This is a genomic window from Planococcus sp. ANT_H30 (genome assembly GCF_008369335.1).
Lineage (GTDB): Bacteria > Bacillota > Bacilli > Bacillales_A > Planococcaceae > Planococcus > Planococcus kocurii.
The window spans coordinates 1,061,536-1,082,827 of the sequence record NZ_VOBJ01000001.1; the positions used below are offsets into that span (position 1 = coordinate 1,061,536).

Consider the following 21,292-nt stretch of genomic DNA (forward strand, 5'->3'; position numbering starts at 1 on the left):
TCCCCCTTAGGCTTTATCGACATCGAGTTTATTTTCATACCAACGCAATAGGTACGTGAAAATCATTACTAGTACCAAGTAATAAAGTGCAACAACTAAGAAAGATTCAAAAGGTTGGAAAGACTGTGCTGCTTCACGGTTTGCGAGCGCAAAAATTTCCGATACCCCAATAATATAAACAAGAGATGAATCTTTTAATGTGATGATAAACTGGTTGCCAAGTGGCGGAATTGAGCGACGCAACGCCTGTGGAAATACAATCCGTTGCATCGTTTGTTTCCGGTTCATCCCGAGCGACATACTCGCTTCACGCTGACCAGGGTCAACGCCTTGAATCGCGCCGCGGAAAATTTCGGCAATATAGGCCCCGTTGTGAATACCTAAAGCAATTGCACCTGCCCAGAAATTATCCATCGTATAAATTTCCACTATACCAAAGTACAAGAACATAATTTGAACGATTAACGGTGTACCTCGGATAATGGTGATATAGACATTCGCAATGCCCTGTAAAATTTTCGATCCTGAAATTTTCATCAATGCAAAAACTAAACCAATCACCGTACCTAGAATAACACCAATCGCAGTCAATTGAAGCGTGACAACGGTTGCTCTCAGAAATCCTGGATAGGTCCGCATGAACACTTCATAGACTGTTGAAAATAACTCTAACATAGACACCACTCCTCCTTATCCCAAATGATTACTTGAGGATTTCTACCCCTTCAAGATCTACATCAAGGAGGTTACGGCCAAACCACTTATCTGAAATCTCTTCGTATGTGCCATTTTCAACGATTGCAGCTAGTGCTTCGTTTACTGCAGCTAATAGTTCTTCGTCTTCTTTGTTAATTGCAACTGCTGCTTGTTCAATCCATAATGGATCTCCTACCATTTCGACTTCAAGTCCAGCGTTTTGTGCTTCAAATCCTACTACATCGGCAGTGATAACTGCGTCTAAACGGCCTTCAATCGCCAAATCTTGCAATGCGACAACATCACTATTGTAATACTGGATATCGTCTGTGTATTTTTGTGCAGCTGTGTCGTAGGTGCTTTGTCCGACAACGCCAATTTTCGCACCTTCAAGATCGGCTTCAGATGTAATTTCTGTATTGCCTGCTCTAGTGAAAATCACACCACCTGAGTAGTAGTAAGGATCAGAGAATGAAACTTGTTTTTCACGCTCTTCTGTAATCGCCATCGATCCGATAATTGCATCGAAACGATTTGTCGTCAAGCCTTGAAGAATGGTTTCCCAAGGTGTTGTAACCGGATTTGGTTCTAGTCCCATTTCTTCTGAAAGTGCGTTACTAATATCAATATCAAATCCCGTCAAGTCGCCACCTTCTGTAAAGTTGAATGGCTTATAAAGACCACTCGATGCCGTAGTAAATTTCCCTTCTTCAACCAATTTCAAATCGCTGCTTCCGCCTTCTGTGTTTGATCCTTCTTCCGAACTAGTTGAGTCGTCTCCTCCACAAGCTGCCAATAGCATTCCCGCAGAAAAAATTACGCTTAAAAATGATAATTTCTTTTTCATTTTGCTCTCCCCTTTTCGTTTATAGTTGACCAAATCGCCAAGGCGTTCCGGAAATTCCCAGTAAATTGAATACGATTAAATAAAAAGATTTCGATCTTTATAGACTGCTTCCACTTTTGCTAAATTACCATTCACTTTTGCATGCTCCTTAACGTAAACAAACCGCATGATCGAAGTTAAAAGTGCATGGACAGAAGTATACGAATCAATATTCAAATTTGAATTAACGGATACAGTCAGTGCGTAGTCTGCATAAGACATCGCTGGAGAATCATTTGAATCAGTCAAAATGATAACTTCAGCTCCTTGTGCTTTAGCAGTTTTTAATGTATCGATAACCATTCGGGTATATCGCGGAAAAACAAAGGCAATTACCAAATCTCCTTTTTTCAATTTCGATAGCTGCGTATAGTATTCTCCAGTCGAAGGATACATTGTTTCCGTATGACCAAGTACCAGGTTCAGCCAATTAGCGAACCAATGGGCTATCCCATAATCAAAAAAATTGCCAGTTACATAAATCTGATCTGCTTGACTGATTTTGTCGACAACTTGAAGCAGTTTCTCCTCATTTATCGATTTCTTCAGTTTGACGATACTCAAAATGTCTGCGTCCAGTAAATTCTCCAAAAAAGACTGATCATCAACAGGTTCTGGGGTATTCTGCTCCGCTTTCTCCAGACGTTCTTCAGCTAGTTTCCGCTGCACAACTTGTTGAAATTCTGCATATCCCTTGTATCCAAGTTTTTGCGTCCACCTAATTACCGTCGATTCACTGACATTGACTCGCTTGCCGACTTCAAGAGCAGTAGAAAATGCTAAGAAAATAGGCTCTTTGAAAAACAAATCACCCACCTTTTTTTGGCCTGAACTAAAATCTGGATAAGAATTAGAAATACTTCGCAGTAAATCCTGCATATTTAACGCCTCCACTTGAAGAACACACTCATTTACTCTCTAAAGTATACTATCATGCAGGAAAACCTGCAATAGTTTACAGAAAATTCTACAGAAATTATTTTCTCAGATTATTTATAAACATGCATAAATAGCCGCCCGCAAAGGAATAGATACACTCATTCAAAACAAAAAATTTAGTTTTTTTTAGTTTGATTGCTTACATCAGTTTTGCGAAAACAACAGTTGATACAAGATAAAAAGTGGAATAGCATTCGCTTTAATGCCAAAAAGGCCTAGATTATTGTTTTAAAGGTTCGTTTACAGAATAGTTATATCAGAGCAATGTCCCTGACAAATAACTATTATGTCTAATTATCCTCTTCAAAGATTAGGCTTCTTTAGACAATTCATAGGAAAAATCCACTGCTCTTTTCTATCTAGCATCGGTTCTTTTCGTATTTCTCTTTCTCTCCTGTATAATATTTGTATAAGTCATTTTATTGAGGGGCTGTTTATCGTGTGGGAAAATCGGATATTTAAACTTTTTATCTTTTGGTATGTTTGCGGCATCATTTTACTCGGCTTTGACATTTTGCCATCTTGGCTTGAATGGGCCAATGCATTCTTTTTGATTTTAGCTGGTACATTAGGCTTTTTGTATTTCCTTAAACGTTTTGGTGTTGTTGGTGGTTCTGTGCTCGGCGTCTTTGTATTCTTTTCAACATTTATTGTGGAATGGGCAGGTTCGGACAGTGGGTTCTTATTTGGTTCTTATGATTACACAGATCGTTTTGCCCCCAATGTATTCGGTGTTCCAATTGCCATAGGTTTCGCTTGGTTAATGGTCATGGCAACCACCCATGTCGTAGCGCGTTGGATTGTTCCGAGCGGTGGCTTAGTGTATGCCATTGTTGGAGGCATTGGGGCTGTAATTATTGACTTGATTATTGATCCAGTAGCCTATCAAATAAAACAATATTGGATTTGGGCTGATACCGGACTCTATTATGATATTCCTTGGACTAATTTCTTTGGTTGGTTTGTCGTAGCATTCGTTCTTCATCTGATTATCGACTTGATGATGAAAAAACGAAAGATGATCATTACTAGCAACTTAGCTGAAAAACGGATGGTTCTTCTCTATGTATTGATGATTGCCATGTTCGTCATGCTTGGCGCAATCGGTGGTTTAACCTTAGCTGCTATTTTAACCACTTGCTTGACTGCTGCGATTGTCTTGCTTGCTTGGAAGAGGAAACCTGTATGATTAGCGCGAAGAAATCGGCTTTATTTGAGGCAGGATTCACGATGTATTTGGCGCCGCTCATCCGGTTTTCCTTTTCTCGGATACTTGGACAAGGAGTAAAGCCGATACCGGATAAGCCCGTTTTGTTTATTGCTAACCATAGTTCTTGGTGGGACGGACTTGTTTTTTTCTACTTAAACCGTACAGTCTGGCATCACGATATTCATATGATGATGCACGAAGAAGGGCTTAAAAAACATTCTTTTTTTCGCTACCTTGGAGCATTTTCTATTAATCGTCAAAAGCCCAAAGAAATTTTGACTTCGCTTCAATACGCTGAAGCATTACTAAAGCAAGGAAAGTCCGTCGTTCTTTTTCCTCAAGGCGATGAATTTCATCTCGAAACAAGGCCACTCGCTTTTCAAGCAGGAGCCGCTTACTTAATAGAACATTGTCCAGAAGTCCCTATTGTGCCACTCAGTTTCTATTACTCTTTTGGACATCAGCAAAAACCCGAGCTGTGGATTCAACAGCACCAACCGATACGAGCGAGTACGCTTGAACATATGACACGCAAAGAAAAAACGCTTTATCTTCAACAACTTTCCACAGAACAACTTGATTCCTTAAGAAATACAGTAATCAGCGAAAACAGCGAAACATTTTATTCTCTCGGAAGAAGAAGAAAATGATGATGGCTAGCTATATCGGAATCCATTTATTTTTCCTAGCCTGGATTATTATCAATCGTTTGTTTCTTCCAGCTCTGTCTAAACATCCAAAACTTTCAGCTGAGCCTTTGGTATCCGTTTTAGTTCCCATGAGAAACGAGGAGCGCAATGTTGAAATTCTTATAAAATCCTTAAAGAATTCCTCTTACAGCCGTATGGAATTTATTGTCCTAAATGATCAATCGACGGATGGCACGCAAAGGGAGTTGGAGCGCACAATCGCTGGTGACGACCGTTTCACTATTTTACAAGGCAACGAATTGCCTGTAGGTTGGGTTGGAAAGGTGCACGCTTGTCACCAATTGCAACTCGCCGCTTCTGGAAACTATTTACTGTTTGTCGATGCTGACGTTCGTTTTCGTCCACAAGCCATTGAGCAGTCACTGGCGTTAATGCAGCGAAAAGGTACGCAACTGCTCACTGGCTTTCCGGCTTTTGATGTCACTCCTTTTCTAAGTAAGCTTCTCGTACCGATGCTACATTTTGTAATTTTATTCCACTTGCCGATTGCACTGGCCAATTACACTAAATTCAAAGCGGCTACAGCAGCTAACGGCATGTGGATGATGTTTGAAAGAACCAGTTACGAAAAAATTGGCGGACATGCTGCTGTTCGTGATTCGCTAGTCGAGGATGTTCATATCGCACGTCAAGTAAAAGCTCACGGCTTTAGTGTGGTGTTAGCGAATATTACGATGTCAGTAAAATGTCGAATGTATGAGACGAACGCTGAAGTGTGGGAAGGATTTCTTAAAAATAGCTATGCAGGAATCGGTCGCTCTCCGCTAATGGCCTTCTTTCTTATCTTATTTTATTCGATATTTTACGTTCTCCCTCCATTTTTAGCTATTTACGGCGGATTGAGTGGCTCTTACTGGTGGATTGCCCCTTACGCGTTGACAGTTGTTCAGCGCTGGTACGTAGACATGGTCACCAACCAACGTTGGTACTTGTCTTTCCTGATTCCCCTTCAAGCAGCAGCTATGCTTGCCGTATTGGTGGAATCGATGCGAAAATCCTTGAAAAAACAGCCTTATTCGTGGAAAGGAAGGCATTATTCATGAAAAAAATCGTTATAGTCGGTGGCGGATTGGGTGGACTTTCTTCCGCAGTAACGCTTGCCCATGCAGGGTTCGATGTAGAACTTTTTGAAAAAAACAATCATCTTGGTGGCAAACTTATGCCCGTTAAACTGGGAAGTTATCATTTTGACTTTGGTCCAAATACTATCACAATGCCAGATGTCTTCAATAGTGTCATCTCACAGACTGGCGAAAGTCCACAAGATTACCTGAACTTCATTCCGTTAGAAGTTCATACTCGCAATCATTTCCCTGATGGTCGTGCATTTGACTTTACTAACGATCAACAACAAATGATTTACCAGCTTCAAAGCTTTGACCCTGTAGCCGCTGAAAAATACAAGGCTTTCATAAAAGAAATCAGTCGCTTATATGCATTGTCAAAGCGCTATTTCTTTCCGGTAACGTTCCAATCCTGGCGTGATTATTTATCACCTTCTCTTGGCTTTGCGCTTTTACAAGTACGCCCAGCAGAGTCCATGCATCATTTTTTCCAGCGCTACTTCACCGACCCTTACTTAGTTCAAGCATTTGACCGCTATGCCACATATATTGGTTCTTCACCTTACCGGGCACCCGCCACTTTTTCCATGATCGCCTATTTGGAATTGGTTGAAGGTGTCTACTATACAAAAGGTGGAAATACCGGAATTGCGGATGCTTTTGCTGCTGTTGCTAGAAAATCAGGTGCTCGATTGCATACCGGTACAGAGGTTGCAAAAATAGTAACAGCTGATAAAAAAGCAGTTGGCATTGAACTTGCAGATGGTACCCACGTTGCTGCTGATTTGGTTATTTTAAATGGAGACTTATTATCAGCGTTTCCCGCTTTAGTTGAAGAAGCAAAACGTCCTTCTTTATCCGATGCGAAAGTGGCAGCTTTCGAACCATCAATATCGGCATTCGTTATAACTGTCGGTTTAACTAAACGACTCGATATTTTGAAGCACCACAATGTTTTTTTCTCATCGAATTATCAAAAAGAGTTTAGCGATTTATTTGAGGCTTCTGCATATAGCGACGAACCCACTGTCTATATTAGCAACTCGTCCTATACGGATTCTTCCGTTTCACCAGATGGCGACAACCTGTTTATCTTAGTCAATGCACCTGCACTGACTAAACAAGGACATCTTCAAATTGATCCTGAAGCTTACAAGGAACGTATTTATGACTTCTTGTTCAGCTATGGCGTCGACATTCGTAGCTATTTAGCAGAAGAAAAAATTTTCACCCCTACTTTTATTCGTGAAAAATTCGGTTCATTCCGCGGAGCTTTGTACGGTCCTTCTTCCAATAAGCGAAAAGATGCCTTTTTGCGCCCCGCTAATGCTAGTCGTGATATTCAAAATCTCTATTTCGTCGGTGGAAGTACTCATCCCGGCGGTGGATCGCCAATGGTTGTGTTAAGCGGACTGAACGTCGCCGAAAAAATCATTTCAGCTTCTAAAAAAAGGGTTTCGTTAAAGTGACATACCTGCATAACCTAAAGATAAAAAAAGACACGTAAACACAAGGTAAAAACTTGTGTTTACGTGTCTTTTTTCTAGAGAATTTATCTAGTTCGTTCATAGCGTCACTATGAGCCTGATTTCCCTATGGCCTCATCGCTGCCTGTTTCATTAAAAGAAACTACACTACATGTTTGGTTGCAAGTCATTGTCTTCATGATTTGCGCTCTCTTTCAATCGATGACTCCTGCTGTGCGGCAAAGTGCGCCGCTTCGCCAGATCGTCTTATGCCCGGCAGAGCTACACGGGTGCTTGCGCTTTTCTTTTTACAAGCAAGCTAGGATTGCTTGTTTTGATTTGTCTGGTACGTAATGCTTTTCGCTGAAGACATTGTATTCTTTCAAGCGGATGGTCGAAAGGATTTCCCGGTATACGAGTGCTGCCCCTTTGACTGGAACTCTTGAAGACAATGGGTAGTCTTGAATTGTTTCAAACGCTTTTTTATAATGAAATTCAGCTTCGTCTGCTAAGCATTCCCAAACAGCAATAAATTGCGGACTCACAATTCCAGATCGCAGCTCCTCTTCGTCCAGTTCGTATTTATGCATAATTTCTTCCGGCAAATAGATTCTACCCATCTCTAGATCCTCTCCGATATCACGGAGAATATTGGTTATCTGCATAGCATAGCCAAGAGAAATAGCACCTTCTTTTAGAACGGCTGTTTTACCTGGCGCCAAAATTGGCAGCAGCATCAGTCCGACTGTACTTGCCACGTGATAACTGTAGTTCAACAGTTCTTCCATCGTTCGGTAGCGGTTGATCGTCAAATCCATTTCTTGCCCCGTGATCAACCCTAAAAATGCCTCGACATCCATTTCATAATTTTCGAATACGTGAGCAAGCGCCACCCACATCGGATTTTCAGAATCATAAACGCCTTCTATGAATTCATTAAAATCGTGCTTGAATTGCTCGAGCTCTTCTTTTGAATTTAGTCCTTCGTCGACAATGTCGTCAACTGTACGGCAAAACGTATAAACGGCCCAGACAGCTTTACGCTTTTCCTTTGGCAATAAAGAAAAAGCTTTATAAAAACTTTTCGAATGCATAGCAATAACTTTTTCACAGGAGGTATAAGCATCTTTTAAGTCCATCATGCGTTGCCCCTTTCCTTTGCAAAATCGCTTTGTATTTGCTCTGCTAGCAGTTTTGCACCTTGCATGACAATCGGTATTCCTCCTCCTGGATGAACTGAGGCACCAACTGCATACAAATGATCTGTCTTAAATGGTTTGACTTGAGGACGAAAAACGCCTGACTGGAACAAAGTCGGACCGATTCCAAAACTGCCTCCTTTAAACAAACCAAAAGCTTCTGCTTCTTTAGGCGTCCGAATTTCCATCCACTCGACTGCTTCTCGGAAATTTGGAAAAGCTAACTTCTCCATGCGATCAATAATTTTGTCAATCCAGACGCTATCGTTTGCCCAGTCGATATCTGTTCCTGAAGGTACTGGAACCAATACATAAAGAACACCTTTACCTTCTGGAGCCAACGAATCATCTATTTTCGATGGATGGAAGGTGTAGATGGCCGGATTTTCCGTTTTCTGCTTTTTCACGAATACATCATCCATATGATCTTCATAGCTATCACCCATGAAAAATTGATGCACATTGCCTTCTTCATAAACCTTATTTAGTCCAAAATACAACAAGACACATCCTGAAGAAGCTGTGTACTTTCGTTTTTTCTGCGCTGGCACTATTTTTTCGATACCTGGAAAATCACCGTTATAAACAATCGCGTCAAATGCTTCAAAGCCTTCTGCCGTCTCAATTCCTTTTGCTTGCTGATTTTCTGTGACGATTTGTTGTACTGAACTCTCTGTTTTAATCGTGACGTTATTACGTGCTCGTAATTCTTTTTCCAGAACTGGAATCAAGCTACCGTAGCCACCTTTTAAATAATACACTCCGTGTTCATGTTCGCTAAAAGGAACAAGAGCATACATCGCTGGAGCACGAAAGGGATCTCCACCGATATACAAAGATTGTAAGGAATACGCTAATTGCAACCGTTCATCCCGAAAGTAATTCGACATCAGCTTATTAACAGACTGGTGAGGTTTTAGCTTTAATAGTTTTTTTATATTTCCCGCTGTCCAAAAATCGGCTTTTTTTACAAATGAATGTTCTAAAAATGAGGACTTGCCAATTTTAAAACGTTCACGCCCTTCTGAGATAAATCGAAGAAATCCTTCTTTTTCAGTTGGAAAGACGTTTTCGATTTCTTGTAACTGACGATCAATATCTGGGTACTTGGTATACACCGTACCATCTGGAAAACGAATTGAATAAAGTGGATCACATAATAACAATTCGATATCCTCTGCTTGAATCCCTGCTTGTTGGAGTAGTTCTTGAAACATTTCAGGTAATAAGACGATGGTTGGACCTTGATCTACTTTGAAACCGTCTCTTTCTACGAAAGTTAAGCGACCGCCCAGCTTCTTCTCTTTTTCCAAAATAGTAACGTCAAATCCCATATTCGATAAATATAAAGCGCCCATCAGACCACCGACGCCACCACCGACCATAGCTATTTTCATGCAAATCCCTCCATTTTAGGTAGAGGTAAAATTGGTATTCCTGTTTTTCCGTGTTGCTGAAGAATGCCGTTAGCTGTTATGCGCGCAGACTCCAAAATAGTCGGCAACCCACTTCCTGGATGAGTTCCCCCACCAACCAACCAGCAATTCCCTAATTCTTCAAATTTATTGTGAGGACGAAATACCATCATTTGAGTTAGTTGATGTCCAAGGTTAAATGTTGCTCCTTGATAAACTGAATAATCCTCTTGCCAACCCATAGGTGTCAGCATTTTTTCAACTTCTATATGATTTCTCAAGTCTTTAAATTCCGTTTTCTCTTCAATCGTATCCAATACCAATTCTCGGAACGCATGTTGTTCATTTTCCCAGCCAATATCACTAAAATTATTAGGCACAGGTGCTAAAATATAGAGCGCTGATTTCCCTTCTGGTGCCAAGGTCGGATCAGTGACACTAGCGTTCTGCACATAAATCGAAGGGTCTGCTGAAAGAATACGAGACTTCGTCATCTCTTCAACATTTCTTTTGTAATCTTTTGCAAATACAATTGTGTGATGAGAGAGATCGTATTTTTTATCCAATCCTAAATACAACATAAATGTTGAGCAAGAATATTTTTTCTTTGCCAATTTTTCAGGTGTGTATTTTTTCAGAATCCCCGGTTCCACTAAATTGTTCATCGCGTGAGCAAAATCCCCATTAATGATTACTTCGTCCGCTATTTTACGCTCACCATTTTCAAGGTCTACGCCTTTAACTTTGCGATTTTCAATCCATAATTTCTTTACACCCGTACTCGTGTGAATTTTCCCACCTAATTCTTCTACCACTTTTGCCATCGCTTGTGATAATTGATTGACTCCACCAATTGGATGGTAGATGCCGTAAGCATGTTCCATATAGGAAAGAATTGAAAAAGCACCAGGGCATTCCCACGGCGACATTCCTAAGTATTTCGATTGAAAAGCAAACGCCATTTTCATCCGTTCATCTTTAAAGTAGCGAGATAATACGTCGTACAAAGTTTTGTTTACTTCAAGTTCTGGAAGAGCTTTTAAAACTTTCGGGTGAACCATATCAAAATAACTGTCCATCTTCGATTGCAACATAGGCGATAAGGCTTCTAGCTTTTTCCCTGTTTCTTTCATGAAACGTTCATATCCGTCTCCATCACCTTTAAAGTTCTCATTTATTTGTTTCTTCATCTCTTGATTATTCCGTGTCATGATCAAATTTTGATCTTCAAAAATCAGCTCATACATAGGATCCAACTCAACTGCATCCATATAATCTTTTAAGTCGCGTCCAGTAGCTTCAAACAGTTCTTCTACCAAATGCAACATACTTAAAAAAGTAGGCCCTGTATCAAAGGTAAAGTCACCAAGGCGCAGTTCGGCATTTCTGCCTCCGACCCATGGTTGTTTTTCGTAGACGTCTACTTGATAGCCTTTACTGGCCAGTAGCATAGCTGCAGCTAAACCGCCTGGTCCAGCTCCTATGACAATCATTTTTTCCGGCATAACAGATGCCCTCCATTTCGAATCACCCTAAAAGTTCTACATTTACTATACAAATATTATACCGTGTAAGTTAATAAAAGACTATTTATTTGAGTTTACCCTCTTTTGATCTTTTCAATGTGCGGCTCAAGTAGATAAACCCATTTTAAGAGAACGACCTGTAATTGTATTTTTGTAAAACACGGATTGAATATCAAGTGACACCTCTTTTTAACTAAAAAAACTCCGACTCATGAAAATGAGTCGGAGTTTTTTTAGTTAAGTATTTTTATTTTTACATTTTTGCGTCCCCACTTAAGTGCTTTGCTTTGAGTTGGGATGAAAACGTCAATTTTTTTACCTTTGATAGCGCCGCCCGTGTCCCCAGCAACCGCATAGCCATAGCCTTCAACATGAACTTTCGTCCCTAGCGGAATGACCTTCGGATCTACTGCGATAACTTTTAGTCCAGGATTCTTCTTTAAATTAAGTCCAGTTCTTGTCACTCCTGAACACCCTTTGCAATATGCTGTATAGGCTGTTGAACTAACTGTAAACTCTTTTTTTACCGATCCACTCGTAGCACGTGATGGAGTCTGTTTTTTAGAAGCTGGCTTTGCTGTTGTTTTTTTCAATTTGAGTTTTTGTTTTGGATGGATTGTATTGGATTTTAAGCCATTCCAAATCTTTAAATTACTAACCGATACTTTCTGTGTTTTCGCAATCTTATATAATGTGTCCCCACTTTTTACTGTGTAAACATTAGTTGCAGCTGAACTTACAATCGAAGTGCTTAGGAATAAAACCAGTGCAAAACTCAATACGATTAATAGTTTTTTCAATCCGCTATCCCCTTTGCTTTTTCTAAGTACAACCAAAATAGCACGGCAATATTACAGACGTGTAACAATAAAGAACATATTCCATTACAATAAGAATTCATTTTGTGACATAAGTATTGTATAGACATATTTTTTAGCCTAAATAATGGTATATAAAAAGACTTTTTAACTATTTCATATGTTACACAGCAATTTTATTTCCAGGAAAATAAAAAAACCACAGACTTTTAAATGCCTGTGGTTGCTACTTATTTATTTGCTTTGTGCACTTTGAGTGTCTTTCCTTTTATGGTTTTATCTTTCATCGCTTTTAGCACCATAGGGCCTTTGCCGTTCAAAATATCAATATACGTCACTGTATCTTGAATCTTAATAATTCCAATGTCTTCAGCTGTCACTCCCGGAATGCTCGTCAAAGTTCCAACGAAATCAAAAGCACGAAGTTTCTTTTTCTTGCCCCCATTAAAGTACAACTTAAGAATATCTTTATTCACTTGCTCATTTTTATTTCTTTTGAGTTTTGGACGGCTTTCAAGCTTCTCAGTAAACGCAGGCATTGCACGATCCACATCATTAACTGAAGGAGCTGTTCTACGCGGAATTTCAAATCCGATATAATCTTCGATTTCCGCAAGAAATTTATCTTCGTTTGGTGTTACAAACGAAATCGCTCTTCCTGTTTTACCCGCACGTCCGGTACGTCCTGAACGGTGCACATAACTTTCTTTCTCCATTGGCAAGTCATAATTAATGACGTGCGTAATACTGTCAATATCAATTCCGCGTGCTGCAACATCTGTCGCTACTAAGTAACGGAATTCTCCACGCTTAAAATCGTTCATGACTGCTGTACGATCTTCTTGAAGCATACCACCGTGCAATTTATCACAAGTATAATAATGCTTTTCCAATTGTTCCATGACAAAATCGACATTGTCTTTTGTGCGACAGAAAATGATGCAGCTATCCGGATTTTCAACAATTGTTACGTCACGTAACAGCGAAAACTTCTTCTGTTCAGCAACAACAAATAACGAATGATCGATTTGAGCTGTTAAGCTTTCAGTGGCAGCAATTTCTATATGCTTGGGATCAGTCATGTATTTTTTCTGCAGTTTTTCTACATTTTCAGGCAAAGTCGCTGAAAACAGCATGGTTGTGCGCTGCTTCGGCAATTTGTTGATAATAGCCTCTACTTGTTCGACAAAGCCCATATTCAGCATCTCATCCGCTTCATCAAGAACCAAGTACTCTATACGCTCTAAGTTCAATGTTCCACGTTCAATATGATCAAAAACACGGCCCGGTGTTCCAACGACGACGTGACATTTTTGCTTGAGTTCAGCCTGCTGATAAGCAAAAGGCTGTTTACCATAAACTGCCGCCGCTTTAATGCGTTTAAAGCGGCCGATATTTGTTAAATCTTCTTTTACCTGATCTGCTAATTCTCGCGTTGGTGTCAAAATTAATGCTTGCGGTTTGTTTTCTTCCCAGTCAACTAGTTCGCAGATTGGAATTCCGAACGCTGCTGTTTTACCGCTTCCTGTTTGCGACTTTACCGTTAGGTCAGTCTTTGACAATGCTACAGGAATCACTTTACTTTGGACTTCTGTCGGTTCTGTATAGCCCAGTCCTTCAAGAGCCTTTACAATTGGTTCACTTACTCCGTACTCACTAAACTTTTTAATGTTCATAATCATTCTCCATCTCCGTTCAAAAATTTCAGGTTCTCCTATTATCGCACGGATTAGAAAATTCTGCAGTTAAACGATTATTAAGTTTTATCCAGCTTCGTCAATTACTAATAACAGTAAAAATCGTGTGGCACAAGAGTTACTACTGATCCATAAGGCTCACTGAGACTTTAACATCCAACGATTGGCTTCCCCCACGGTAAACCCCTTGAACCGGGCTGACATCGTTATAATCCCGACCAACACCAACCCGAATATGGCTTTCCAACGCTTCCACATTATTAGTAGGATCTAGACCGACCCAACCGATGCCCGGCACCATTACCTCTACCCATGCATGACTCGCAGCATCACCCACTAGTGCAGAGTTTTCGCCTACATACAAATAGCCACTAACGTAACGCGCCGGTATGTGCTTGCAACGCAAAATCCCTAACATCACGTGCGTAATATCCTGACAAACACCTTTTCTAAGGTTAAAAGATTCTTCCGCTTTCGTATCGACAGTCGTAGATTCGCCATCGTACGTAAAATGCTGATGAATGTATTCCATTACATCAATTGCATATTGCACTGGATTCTTCATTATTCCAAGTTCACGATCGATTTGACTCATTTGCTCCACGGTTAAGTAGGTATATGCTGTATTACTCAAAAACGCTAAATAATGCTCACCGAATAATTGCGAATGAAAAATAGCATTCATTTCTGGTGAGTAATCAATTCTGTGAATAAACGGACTTTTTTGAATGCTGACAATTGATGTTGTCTTGACTTCAAGATGTTGATGGTGCTCAGCAATAAAAAATGTTTCCACGTGATTGCCCCAAATATCGATATGTTCTTTCGTCAAAGAAGCAGGTGTAATGTCGGCACGGTAAGATAAAAGTCGCTGACATTCATCGGTTCTTGGCTTTAACCGAATTGAATTCATGCTTTGATCAACAATAGTTTCATACTCGAAAACATTCGTATGTTCAACTTTATATTTCATAGATGTTATTCCTTTCGCGCCCATGCTTTGTGATTGGCTGGACTCTACAGAGTTTATCTCAGAATCGCTTAAATAATAGGTTTTCGAAAAAATGTGTCCCACTTCATTACAGCCATTTTGGAAGTCGTTTAGAAAATCCATAATTTCGTCCGAGCTTAGCTCATCTATACTAATTTCTTTAAATTCCTCTTGCAACTGATCTAATTTTGCATAGAGTTCCCATGAATAATGAGAAATTTTCCCACCTTCCAATTCATCAATTGCTTGACGAACGTGCGCAAGGCAATAACGAATCGAACGCGGAAAATCAGTATTCGCAATCAAAAACGCCAACACTCTCTTTGGCTTCATCTGCGGTGGATTCATTTTTAAATAAGCATTGTACCCATTCGTCATTCGTAAAGCAGCTAGCCAATAATAGTAATCTTCCGATTGGGTTTCTACCGACCGTTCTCTTGTTCGCTCGCAAACGACATTTAAAATACGTGCTGTTTTTTCTGCGCGTTCCAACCATTTGGCTATTTTGATAATTTGGTAAGGAACACCACGCGGCATCGAAGATTCAACGATTCCTTGCGTAATCAATGACGTTAACTTGACCTGTTCAAGAAATAAACGCATTTCTTGAACTGTACAGCTTTGCTGATCCATTTCCTTTAACATTAAGTAACAGCGATTCCAAGCTTCCCAGTAGTCATCAGGAATATGATCTCTGCTAATTCTTGCATTTTCACGGACAACTTTTACACAGCTTGCAACAGAATTAAAATTACTTTTCTCCATCGCTAAATAATAAACAAGCTGATCTTCTTGGTAACTAGGCATCGATTTGATTTGTTCCATTGTCTCTGTTGAAGCACAAATTTCATAAATAAGTTTCCAATCACTGCCACCGACTAGTTCTTCGTCAGAAGCTTCGATCATTCGTAATAATTGAACATCTAAAATTCGCGCATTATTTTCCGCTCGTTCAACATTTCTTGACATCCAATACAACGAATTCGCTACACGACTAAGCATTAGGAGTCCCCTCCTCTTCTCTTTTCTTAAATACCCATGTATCTTTTCCGCCACCGCCTTGTGAAGAATTGACGACAAGCGATCCTTTTTTCAAAGCAACACGGGATAGTCCGCCCGGCATAACCTGTGTATCTACCCCTCGGATCACAAACACTCTCAAATCAACATGGCATGGATAAAATTCTTCTCCTTGGTATGCAGGAGCTCTAGATAGTTTAATCGTAGGTTGAGCAATATATTGATGAGGGGATTGAATAATTTTTTCTCGGAATTCTTCGATTAGCTCTTTAGATGCATGTGGTCCGACTAACATGTCGTAGCCACCTGAAGACCCTACATTTTTGACTACTAATTCGTCTAGATGTTCTAAAACCCATTCCCGTTCTTCAGGTCTATCGAGTAAATACGTTTTTACATTGTCAATGATCGGCTCTTCGTTCAAATAATAGCGAATCATATCCGGAACATAAGCGTATATCGCTTTATCGTCTGCCACACCATTGCCAATACCGTTCAAAATCGCCACATTGCCTTTTCTATAAGCCAGCAATAAACCAGGAACGCCCAAAGCAGAGTGAGCCAAAAATGCTTCAGGATCTAAATAATCATCATCAATTCGACGATAAATAATATCGACACGCTTTAACCCTCTCATCGATTTCATATAGACAATATTCTTTTTAACAATAAGGTCCCTGCCTTCTACTAAATCGATTCCCATCTGTTGAGCCAAAAAGACATGATCGTAATAGGCAGAGTTGTACATACCAGGTGTCAACAAAACGGCAAAAGCCTTATCTTTTCTTGATTCTGGTGCATGATCTAATATCGCTTGATGCAAATGAGACAATTGGTGCTCGAGGGTGTGAACTGACTGACTGGCAAAAAATTCGGGGTAGACTTGACGCATGACATAACGGTTTTGATAGACATAAGACAAGCCAGACGGATTGCGTAAATTATCTTCAAGCACATGGTATTTTCCATTCTCATCACGAATCAAATCAATGCCCGCTAAAAAAATATGATTTTTTAACGGAATATCAATTCCCTTTATTTGTTCATCGTAATAATAGGGATTGTCTTCGACTAGTCCTCTCGGAACGATTCCATCTTGAAGAATCCGTTTGTCATGATAGACATCTTCCAAAAATTGATTGAGTGCTTCCGCTCGTTGAATCATTCCTTTTTCAATCACTTCCCAGTCTTCAGAAGGAATGATAATGGGAACAAAATCAAAAGGCATGGTTCTTTCAGTGCCCACGTTATTGTTGTAGACAGTGAATGTAATTCCTTGCCTTAAAAAAGACAATTGAGCTGTTTCATGCTTTTCTCTCAGCTCTTCTTCTGAAAATCTTTGAAGGACGTCAAAGAAATTTCGGTAATGTGATTTTGGTTTTCCATATGGCGTAAACATTTCATCAAAAAATGCGCCCGTTGAATAAGTTTTAAACAAGCTAGCATCCCCTTTCGTTTTTCGAATATTCCGATAAAATAAGAAAGAAAAAAACTATGCCGTTTCTGCAAACGTGCATAGCTTTTTCTTCTTTTATTATATCAAATTCATTTTCCGAATGTTGAATCATCTTTAGGTAAATTATCTTTTTTCGACGAATTTTCCGATAAGTTCTTTTTCAAGGAATCTGTATATTCCGTACTTCCACCAAATGTTTCCTTGGTGTTAGAAGAAGAATTGTCTTTGCCAAATGTTGAATCATTCTTTTTCTCTGAGTCATTCGACACACCTTTTTTTAGTGACTCTGTATATTTGGTGCTTCCTCCATAAATCCCACCTGTTGGTTTGTTGGTGTTAGGAGAAACACTTTCTGTAGAACTTGTATCGGTTTTATCAGTAGTTGAATGAGTACGCTTGTCAGCATTCTTTCCAACTTCGTCTTGTAATGTTTTGTTAGCTTTATCCAACGCATCCTTTTCCTTGTTCATCATGTCTTGTTGTGCATCAATTGCTGTTTTCACTTTTTCAACAGCTTTGTTAACTGTGGGTTTCACTTTATCTACCATTCCACCAGATTGCTCATTTAAACGATCGAGCCCTTTTTTAATATTCGCTTTCATATCTGCTTTGCTCGTTTGAGAGGTCCCACTTGTTCCTGTTTTCTGCTGAGTCATTGCCGAACCAATTAATGCACCGAGGCCAATTAATACAAGTTTACCGAACACGCCACCTGATGATTTTCTAGCCATATGAATTCCTCCTCAATTGTATAAATGATTGTGTATAAAGTATTGACTAAATGAGACACTCTTAAACATTTTCGACAAAACAAAAGACACCTCAAAATATTTCAGGCGTCTAGATTTAGCATTTATAAAATTAGTTTGCCTTCTTCTTTTATCACTTGTTCGAAGGCGTTAACAACTTCTCCATCGTATTGAATCCCAATTAAATTTTTGATTTCGGTCATCGCATGTTCAGCAGAAAATGCAGATCGGTACGCTCTGTCTTCTGTCATCGCATCGAATGTATCGCATACCCCGATAATTTTAGCTTCTAACAATATTTCTTCAGCCATTAGTCCAAATGGATAGCCTTTTCCGTTAACACGCTCGTGGTGTTGTTCAACGATAGCTGCAATTTCTGCATAAGGTGTTTCTCGAATCATGTTAGCGCCGTCACCTGGATGTTTTTTCATCAAATCGAATTCTTCATCTGTTAACTTTCCTGGCTTTTTCAAAATTTTTTCCGGAATGTTAATTTTGCCAATATCGTGCAAGATAGAAGCTAATAACAAATTTTCCATTTGTTCTTTTTTTAAGTTCATTTTAGAAGCTGTTTTCACAGCGTAATTTGATACACGAGCACTATGATTGAAAGTATATCTATCTTTTTTTTCAACTGCTTCTCCGATACTTCTTAACTTACTTATTATATTACTTAAATAATGAAAAACTGGAACAGTAGAAACAGACAAAAAAGTTAAGTCAGCTAATGTTTTGAATTGTACTGTACCCTCAAGGTTTTTCGCAGAAATAAAATCATTTGTCCCAAGCTGTACGATACTACCATTTATATTAGCCTCAATCTCGCCACTCAATATATAAAAAAATTCTTGAGCTTCTTTATCTTGACTAGGAAATAATACAAATATACTATCCTTTAATATCGTTTGCTTCATTAATTCGATACCATTTCCACGACCTAACAGACTCAGCGTTGTTGCACCATTATTCACTTTTTCAAGATAGCTGTCTGTTAATATGTTCAAGCCTTTCACCGATACACTTCCTCTATTAAAAATATAAGAGTATAGAAAACTCTCTATACTCTTGTATCACTTTATTTTTTTGATAATATTATTACCAGCCCACAACTAATATAGGGTCAATTAACTCAGTGCGATCGGAAAACTCAACGGTTTCTAAATATATCTCTACTATTAATCCCGCTTTCTCAGCCTTTTCAATTCCTTTAATTGTCATTCTCTCAGTTTTCACTTTTAATTGGCTGATTAACTTATCAGATTGTTTTTTGTAGTCTGCAGTTAATTTGGCTTGTTTTGATGAATTTTGGTGTTTGATCAAATCTTTATTGTATCTATTGTATAATTTTTCATATTTGATAACTGTCTTTTCAATTTCTACGAAAATTTTTGCATTCGTTTTTTCCACTTCTGCTAATGCTTTAGCTATTTCTGGCGTTACTTCTTCTGAGTCATATTTCACAGTTTGAATATTAGTTTGTGCAAATGTACTCGTACCTAAAACCATAGCTATCATCAATGAAAATAAAACAGCGATTACACTCTTTTTAAACATATTTCTCCTCCTCGTTCAATTTAATTAGTAGAAACCGAAAACTCAAACTCTTGCAAACTAAAATAAATAACATACCGCTTTAATTTTACTTAAAATACCAACTATTACCTTCTATAGTATATACTTATTGGGTTTTTAGCACAACCAGATACTATATTTTTTAGACAAAGACATTTTTTCAAATGAGTAAAACAGAACTGGATTAAGTAATTATCAAATTACTACCAAATTTTAAAAACCTTATATTTGTGATATAATTTATCATTTTATTCATACTTAGATGTCATTTTCGCATAAAAAGCTGCAGCAGAACTTGTTATCAAGTTCTGCTGCAGCTTAAAATCCAAAATTCTATTCATCACGGTAACACAGTAGAACCCATCAAGAACCGGTCACATTCACGCGCTGCTTCCCGTCCTTCATTTATTGCCCAAACAATTAAACTTTGACCACGGCGAACATCTCCTGCTGCAAATACACCTTCTACATTAGTCGTGTATTTTCCATACTCCGCTTTTACTCGGGAATTTTTCTCTGTCTCGATCTCTAATTGTTGAATTAGGTCTTGTTCAGGTCCGCTAAAGCCGATAGCGATTAAGACCAAATCCGCTTTCCAAACTTTTTCAGTGCCTGGAATTTCCTCGCGGATCCGGTTGCCTTGCTCATCTATTTTCAATTTCACATTAACGGTGTGCACTTCCTTGACTTGCCCTTCGCTATTGCCAACAAATTTCTTTGTCATAACCGCGTAAGCTCGCGGATCTTCGCCAAAAGTAGCAGCCGCTTCTTTGTGGCCGTATTCGACACGGTGAATTTTCGGGTATTGTGGCCACGGATTGCCTTTTTCGTCACGAATCGCGCCTTTTTTATCGTAGACATCAAACTGAACGAGACTCTTGCATTCGTGACGAACAGACGTCGCTAAACAATCTGTCCCGGTATCTCCACCTCCAATGACAATGACGTTTTTATCTTTAGCCGAAATATAATTGCCATCATCAAAATTCGAATCCAGCAAACTTTTTGTACTCGCGTGCAGGAAGTCCATGGCAAAATGGACGCCCTCTAATGCACGACCTTCTACATCAATATTCCGATGGACGGTTGAACCGGTACACATGACTACTGCATCAAAATCATTCTGCAATTTAGCAGAAGGGTAATTCTTCCCAACTTCTACACTTGTGATAAAAGTGATGCCTTCTCGCTCAAGAATCTTGACACGTCTTGTGACCATATCATATGACAGTTTCATTTCTGGAATTCCGTATGTCAACAAGCCACCCACACGGTCACTTTTTTCGAAAACCGTTACTAAATGTCCTGCTTTATTCAATTGAGCAGCGGCAGCGAGTCCAGCTGGTCCAGAACCAATCACTGCTACTTTTTTACCGGTTCGCGTTTTAGGTGGTTCAGGCACAACCCACCCTTCTGCAAATCCACGTTCGATAATGGAACGTTCGACTGTACGAATGGCTACAGGGGGTGCATTGATGCCTAGTACACAGGCGCCTTCACACGGAGCCGGACAAGCCACTCCTGTAAATTCAGGAAAGTTGTTTTTCAGGTGCTCACGGTGTAACGCTTCTTTCCATTGACCGCGGTAAACAAGATCATTCCATTCTGGGATGAGGTGATTTACAGGGCAACCGGTCGTTACATTATCTAGTTCCATTCCGGTATGACAAGTTGGCACTCCACAATCCATACAACGTGCCCCTTGTTTTGCTACTTCTTCATCTGACAAAGGAATTGTATAGTCGTTCCAATCCTTTGTGCGCTCACCGGTTTTACGCTCTTTGACTGTTTGTCTGTCATATTCCATAAATCCAGTTGGTTTCCCCATCGTTTCCCTCCTATTCACAATTCATTCTATTATATCTGCAGATTCCTGCT

At 39.4% G+C, this 21,292-nt stretch carries 18 protein-coding genes; 4 read left to right on the top strand and 14 right to left on the bottom strand.

The genetic code is table 11. From position 1 onward, the window contains the following. Positions 1-6: 6 nt before the first annotated feature. From FQ085_RS05040 to FQ085_RS05050, 3 genes are all read right to left on the bottom strand, one after another. Complete coding sequence (locus tag FQ085_RS05040) at positions 7-675, bottom strand: amino acid ABC transporter permease (RefSeq protein WP_058384208.1); 669 nt, start codon at positions 673-675, stop codon at positions 7-9. A 28-nt stretch (positions 676-703) separates the two neighbouring features. After that, positions 704-1,543: a transporter substrate-binding domain-containing protein gene (locus tag FQ085_RS05045; protein WP_058384207.1), complete on the bottom strand. Its 840-nt coding sequence runs from the start codon at positions 1,541-1,543 to the stop codon at positions 704-706. Positions 1,544-1,618: 75 nt separating this feature from the next. Further along, the gene (locus tag FQ085_RS05050) at positions 1,619-2,461 is read right to left on the bottom strand and encodes a MurR/RpiR family transcriptional regulator (RefSeq protein ID WP_058384206.1); all 843 of its coding nucleotides are present in this window, start codon (positions 2,459-2,461) and stop codon (positions 1,619-1,621) included. Positions 2,462-2,960: 499 nt separating this feature from the next. Between FQ085_RS05050 and FQ085_RS05055 the strand changes: the two genes are divergently transcribed. The 4 genes from FQ085_RS05055 to FQ085_RS05070 are packed head-to-tail and all read left to right on the top strand — an operon-like array spanning position 2,961 to position 6,974. Then, a complete protein-coding gene (locus tag FQ085_RS05055) occupies positions 2,961-3,710 on the top strand; it encodes a carotenoid biosynthesis protein (RefSeq protein WP_058384205.1) in 750 nt (249 codons plus the stop codon). Beyond that, positions 3,707-4,381, top strand: a complete 675-nt coding sequence (locus tag FQ085_RS05060) for a lysophospholipid acyltransferase family protein (protein WP_149456070.1) — start codon at positions 3,707-3,709, stop codon at positions 4,379-4,381. Before FQ085_RS05055 ends, FQ085_RS05060 begins: the two co-directional genes overlap by 4 nt. Continuing rightward, positions 4,381-5,484, top strand: a complete 1,104-nt coding sequence (locus FQ085_RS05065; RefSeq protein WP_149456071.1) for a glycosyltransferase family 2 protein — start codon at positions 4,381-4,383, stop codon at positions 5,482-5,484. Before FQ085_RS05060 ends, FQ085_RS05065 begins: the two co-directional genes overlap by 1 nt. Next, complete coding sequence (locus FQ085_RS05070; RefSeq protein ID WP_149456072.1) at positions 5,481-6,974, top strand: phytoene desaturase family protein; 1,494 nt, start codon at positions 5,481-5,483, stop codon at positions 6,972-6,974. The genes FQ085_RS05065 and FQ085_RS05070 overlap by 4 nt, the downstream gene beginning before the upstream one ends. A gap of 305 nt (positions 6,975-7,279) precedes the next feature. Here the strand turns inward: FQ085_RS05070 and FQ085_RS05075 are convergent, their stop codons facing one another. The 11 genes from FQ085_RS05075 to FQ085_RS05125 all read right to left on the bottom strand — a co-directional run bounded on the left by FQ085_RS05075 (position 7,280) and on the right by FQ085_RS05125 (position 21,242). Then, a complete protein-coding gene (locus FQ085_RS05075) occupies positions 7,280-8,113 on the bottom strand; it encodes a phytoene/squalene synthase family protein (RefSeq protein WP_149456073.1) in 834 nt (277 codons plus the stop codon). Then, complete coding sequence (locus FQ085_RS05080; RefSeq protein ID WP_058384200.1) at positions 8,110-9,567, bottom strand: phytoene desaturase family protein; 1,458 nt, start codon at positions 9,565-9,567, stop codon at positions 8,110-8,112. Before FQ085_RS05080 ends, FQ085_RS05075 begins: the two co-directional genes overlap by 4 nt. Then, complete coding sequence (locus FQ085_RS05085; protein ID WP_058384199.1) at positions 9,564-11,090, bottom strand: phytoene desaturase family protein; 1,527 nt, start codon at positions 11,088-11,090, stop codon at positions 9,564-9,566. Before FQ085_RS05085 ends, FQ085_RS05080 begins: the two co-directional genes overlap by 4 nt. Before the next feature lie 254 nt (positions 11,091-11,344). After that, complete coding sequence (locus tag FQ085_RS05090; RefSeq protein WP_058384198.1) at positions 11,345-11,911, bottom strand: 3D domain-containing protein; 567 nt, start codon at positions 11,909-11,911, stop codon at positions 11,345-11,347. A 248-nt stretch (positions 11,912-12,159) separates the two neighbouring features. Continuing rightward, positions 12,160-13,605, bottom strand: coding sequence for a DEAD/DEAH box helicase (locus FQ085_RS05095; protein ID WP_058384197.1), 1,446 nt, complete (start codon positions 13,603-13,605; stop codon positions 12,160-12,162). 142 nt (positions 13,606-13,747) lie between these two features. Next, positions 13,748-15,619, bottom strand: a complete 1,872-nt coding sequence (locus FQ085_RS05100) for an alpha-E domain-containing protein (RefSeq protein ID WP_058384196.1) — start codon at positions 15,617-15,619, stop codon at positions 13,748-13,750. Next, positions 15,612-17,075, bottom strand: coding sequence for a circularly permuted type 2 ATP-grasp protein (locus tag FQ085_RS05105; RefSeq protein WP_143039484.1), 1,464 nt, complete (start codon positions 17,073-17,075; stop codon positions 15,612-15,614). The genes FQ085_RS05100 and FQ085_RS05105 overlap by 8 nt, the downstream gene beginning before the upstream one ends. Positions 17,076-17,182: 107 nt before the next feature. Beyond that, a complete protein-coding gene (locus tag FQ085_RS05110) occupies positions 17,183-17,824 on the bottom strand; it encodes a hypothetical protein (protein ID WP_058384195.1) in 642 nt (213 codons plus the stop codon). Between the two features lie 122 nt (positions 17,825-17,946). Beyond that, entirely contained in the window at positions 17,947-18,855 is a 909-nt protein-coding gene (locus FQ085_RS05115; protein WP_058384194.1) for an HD domain-containing phosphohydrolase, read from the bottom strand. Between the two features lie 82 nt (positions 18,856-18,937). Further along, complete coding sequence (locus FQ085_RS05120; RefSeq protein WP_058384193.1) at positions 18,938-19,396, bottom strand: hypothetical protein; 459 nt, start codon at positions 19,394-19,396, stop codon at positions 18,938-18,940. Between the two features lie 358 nt (positions 19,397-19,754). Continuing rightward, on the bottom strand, positions 19,755-21,242 hold the full coding sequence (locus FQ085_RS05125; RefSeq protein WP_058384192.1) for a glutamate synthase subunit beta: 1,488 nt from the start codon (positions 21,240-21,242) through the stop codon (positions 19,755-19,757). Positions 21,243-21,292 lie beyond the last annotated feature (50 nt).

Bases quoted from the DNA above. Each gene is read 5' to 3' on its own strand.
- FQ085_RS05040 (WP_058384208.1), bottom strand. From the start codon at position 675: ATGTTAGAGTTATTTTCAACAGTCTATGAAGTGTTCATGCGGACCTAT.
- FQ085_RS05045 (WP_058384207.1), bottom strand. From the start codon at position 1,543: ATGAAAAAGAAATTATCATTTTTAAGCGTAATTTTTTCTGCGGGAATG.
- FQ085_RS05050 (WP_058384206.1), bottom strand. From the start codon at position 2,461: ATGCAGGATTTACTGCGAAGTATTTCTAATTCTTATCCAGATTTTAGT.
- FQ085_RS05060 (WP_149456070.1), top strand. From the start codon at position 3,707: ATGATTAGCGCGAAGAAATCGGCTTTATTTGAGGCAGGATTCACGATG.
- FQ085_RS05065 (WP_149456071.1), top strand. From the start codon at position 4,381: ATGATGGCTAGCTATATCGGAATCCATTTATTTTTCCTAGCCTGGATT.
- FQ085_RS05070 (WP_149456072.1), top strand. From the start codon at position 5,481: ATGAAAAAAATCGTTATAGTCGGTGGCGGATTGGGTGGACTTTCTTCC.
- FQ085_RS05075 (WP_149456073.1), bottom strand. From the start codon at position 8,113: ATGATGGACTTAAAAGATGCTTATACCTCCTGTGAAAAAGTTATTGCT.
- FQ085_RS05080 (WP_058384200.1), bottom strand. From the start codon at position 9,567: ATGAAAATAGCTATGGTCGGTGGTGGCGTCGGTGGTCTGATGGGCGCT.
- FQ085_RS05085 (WP_058384199.1), bottom strand. From the start codon at position 11,090: ATGCCGGAAAAAATGATTGTCATAGGAGCTGGACCAGGCGGTTTAGCT.
- FQ085_RS05095 (WP_058384197.1), bottom strand. From the start codon at position 13,605: ATGAACATTAAAAAGTTTAGTGAGTACGGAGTAAGTGAACCAATTGTA.
- FQ085_RS05100 (WP_058384196.1), bottom strand. From the start codon at position 15,619: ATGCTTAGTCGTGTAGCGAATTCGTTGTATTGGATGTCAAGAAATGTT.
- FQ085_RS05110 (WP_058384195.1), bottom strand. From the start codon at position 17,824: ATGGCTAGAAAATCATCAGGTGGCGTGTTCGGTAAACTTGTATTAATT.
- FQ085_RS05120 (WP_058384193.1), bottom strand. From the start codon at position 19,396: ATGTTTAAAAAGAGTGTAATCGCTGTTTTATTTTCATTGATGATAGCT.
- FQ085_RS05125 (WP_058384192.1), bottom strand. From the start codon at position 21,242: ATGGGGAAACCAACTGGATTTATGGAATATGACAGACAAACAGTCAAA.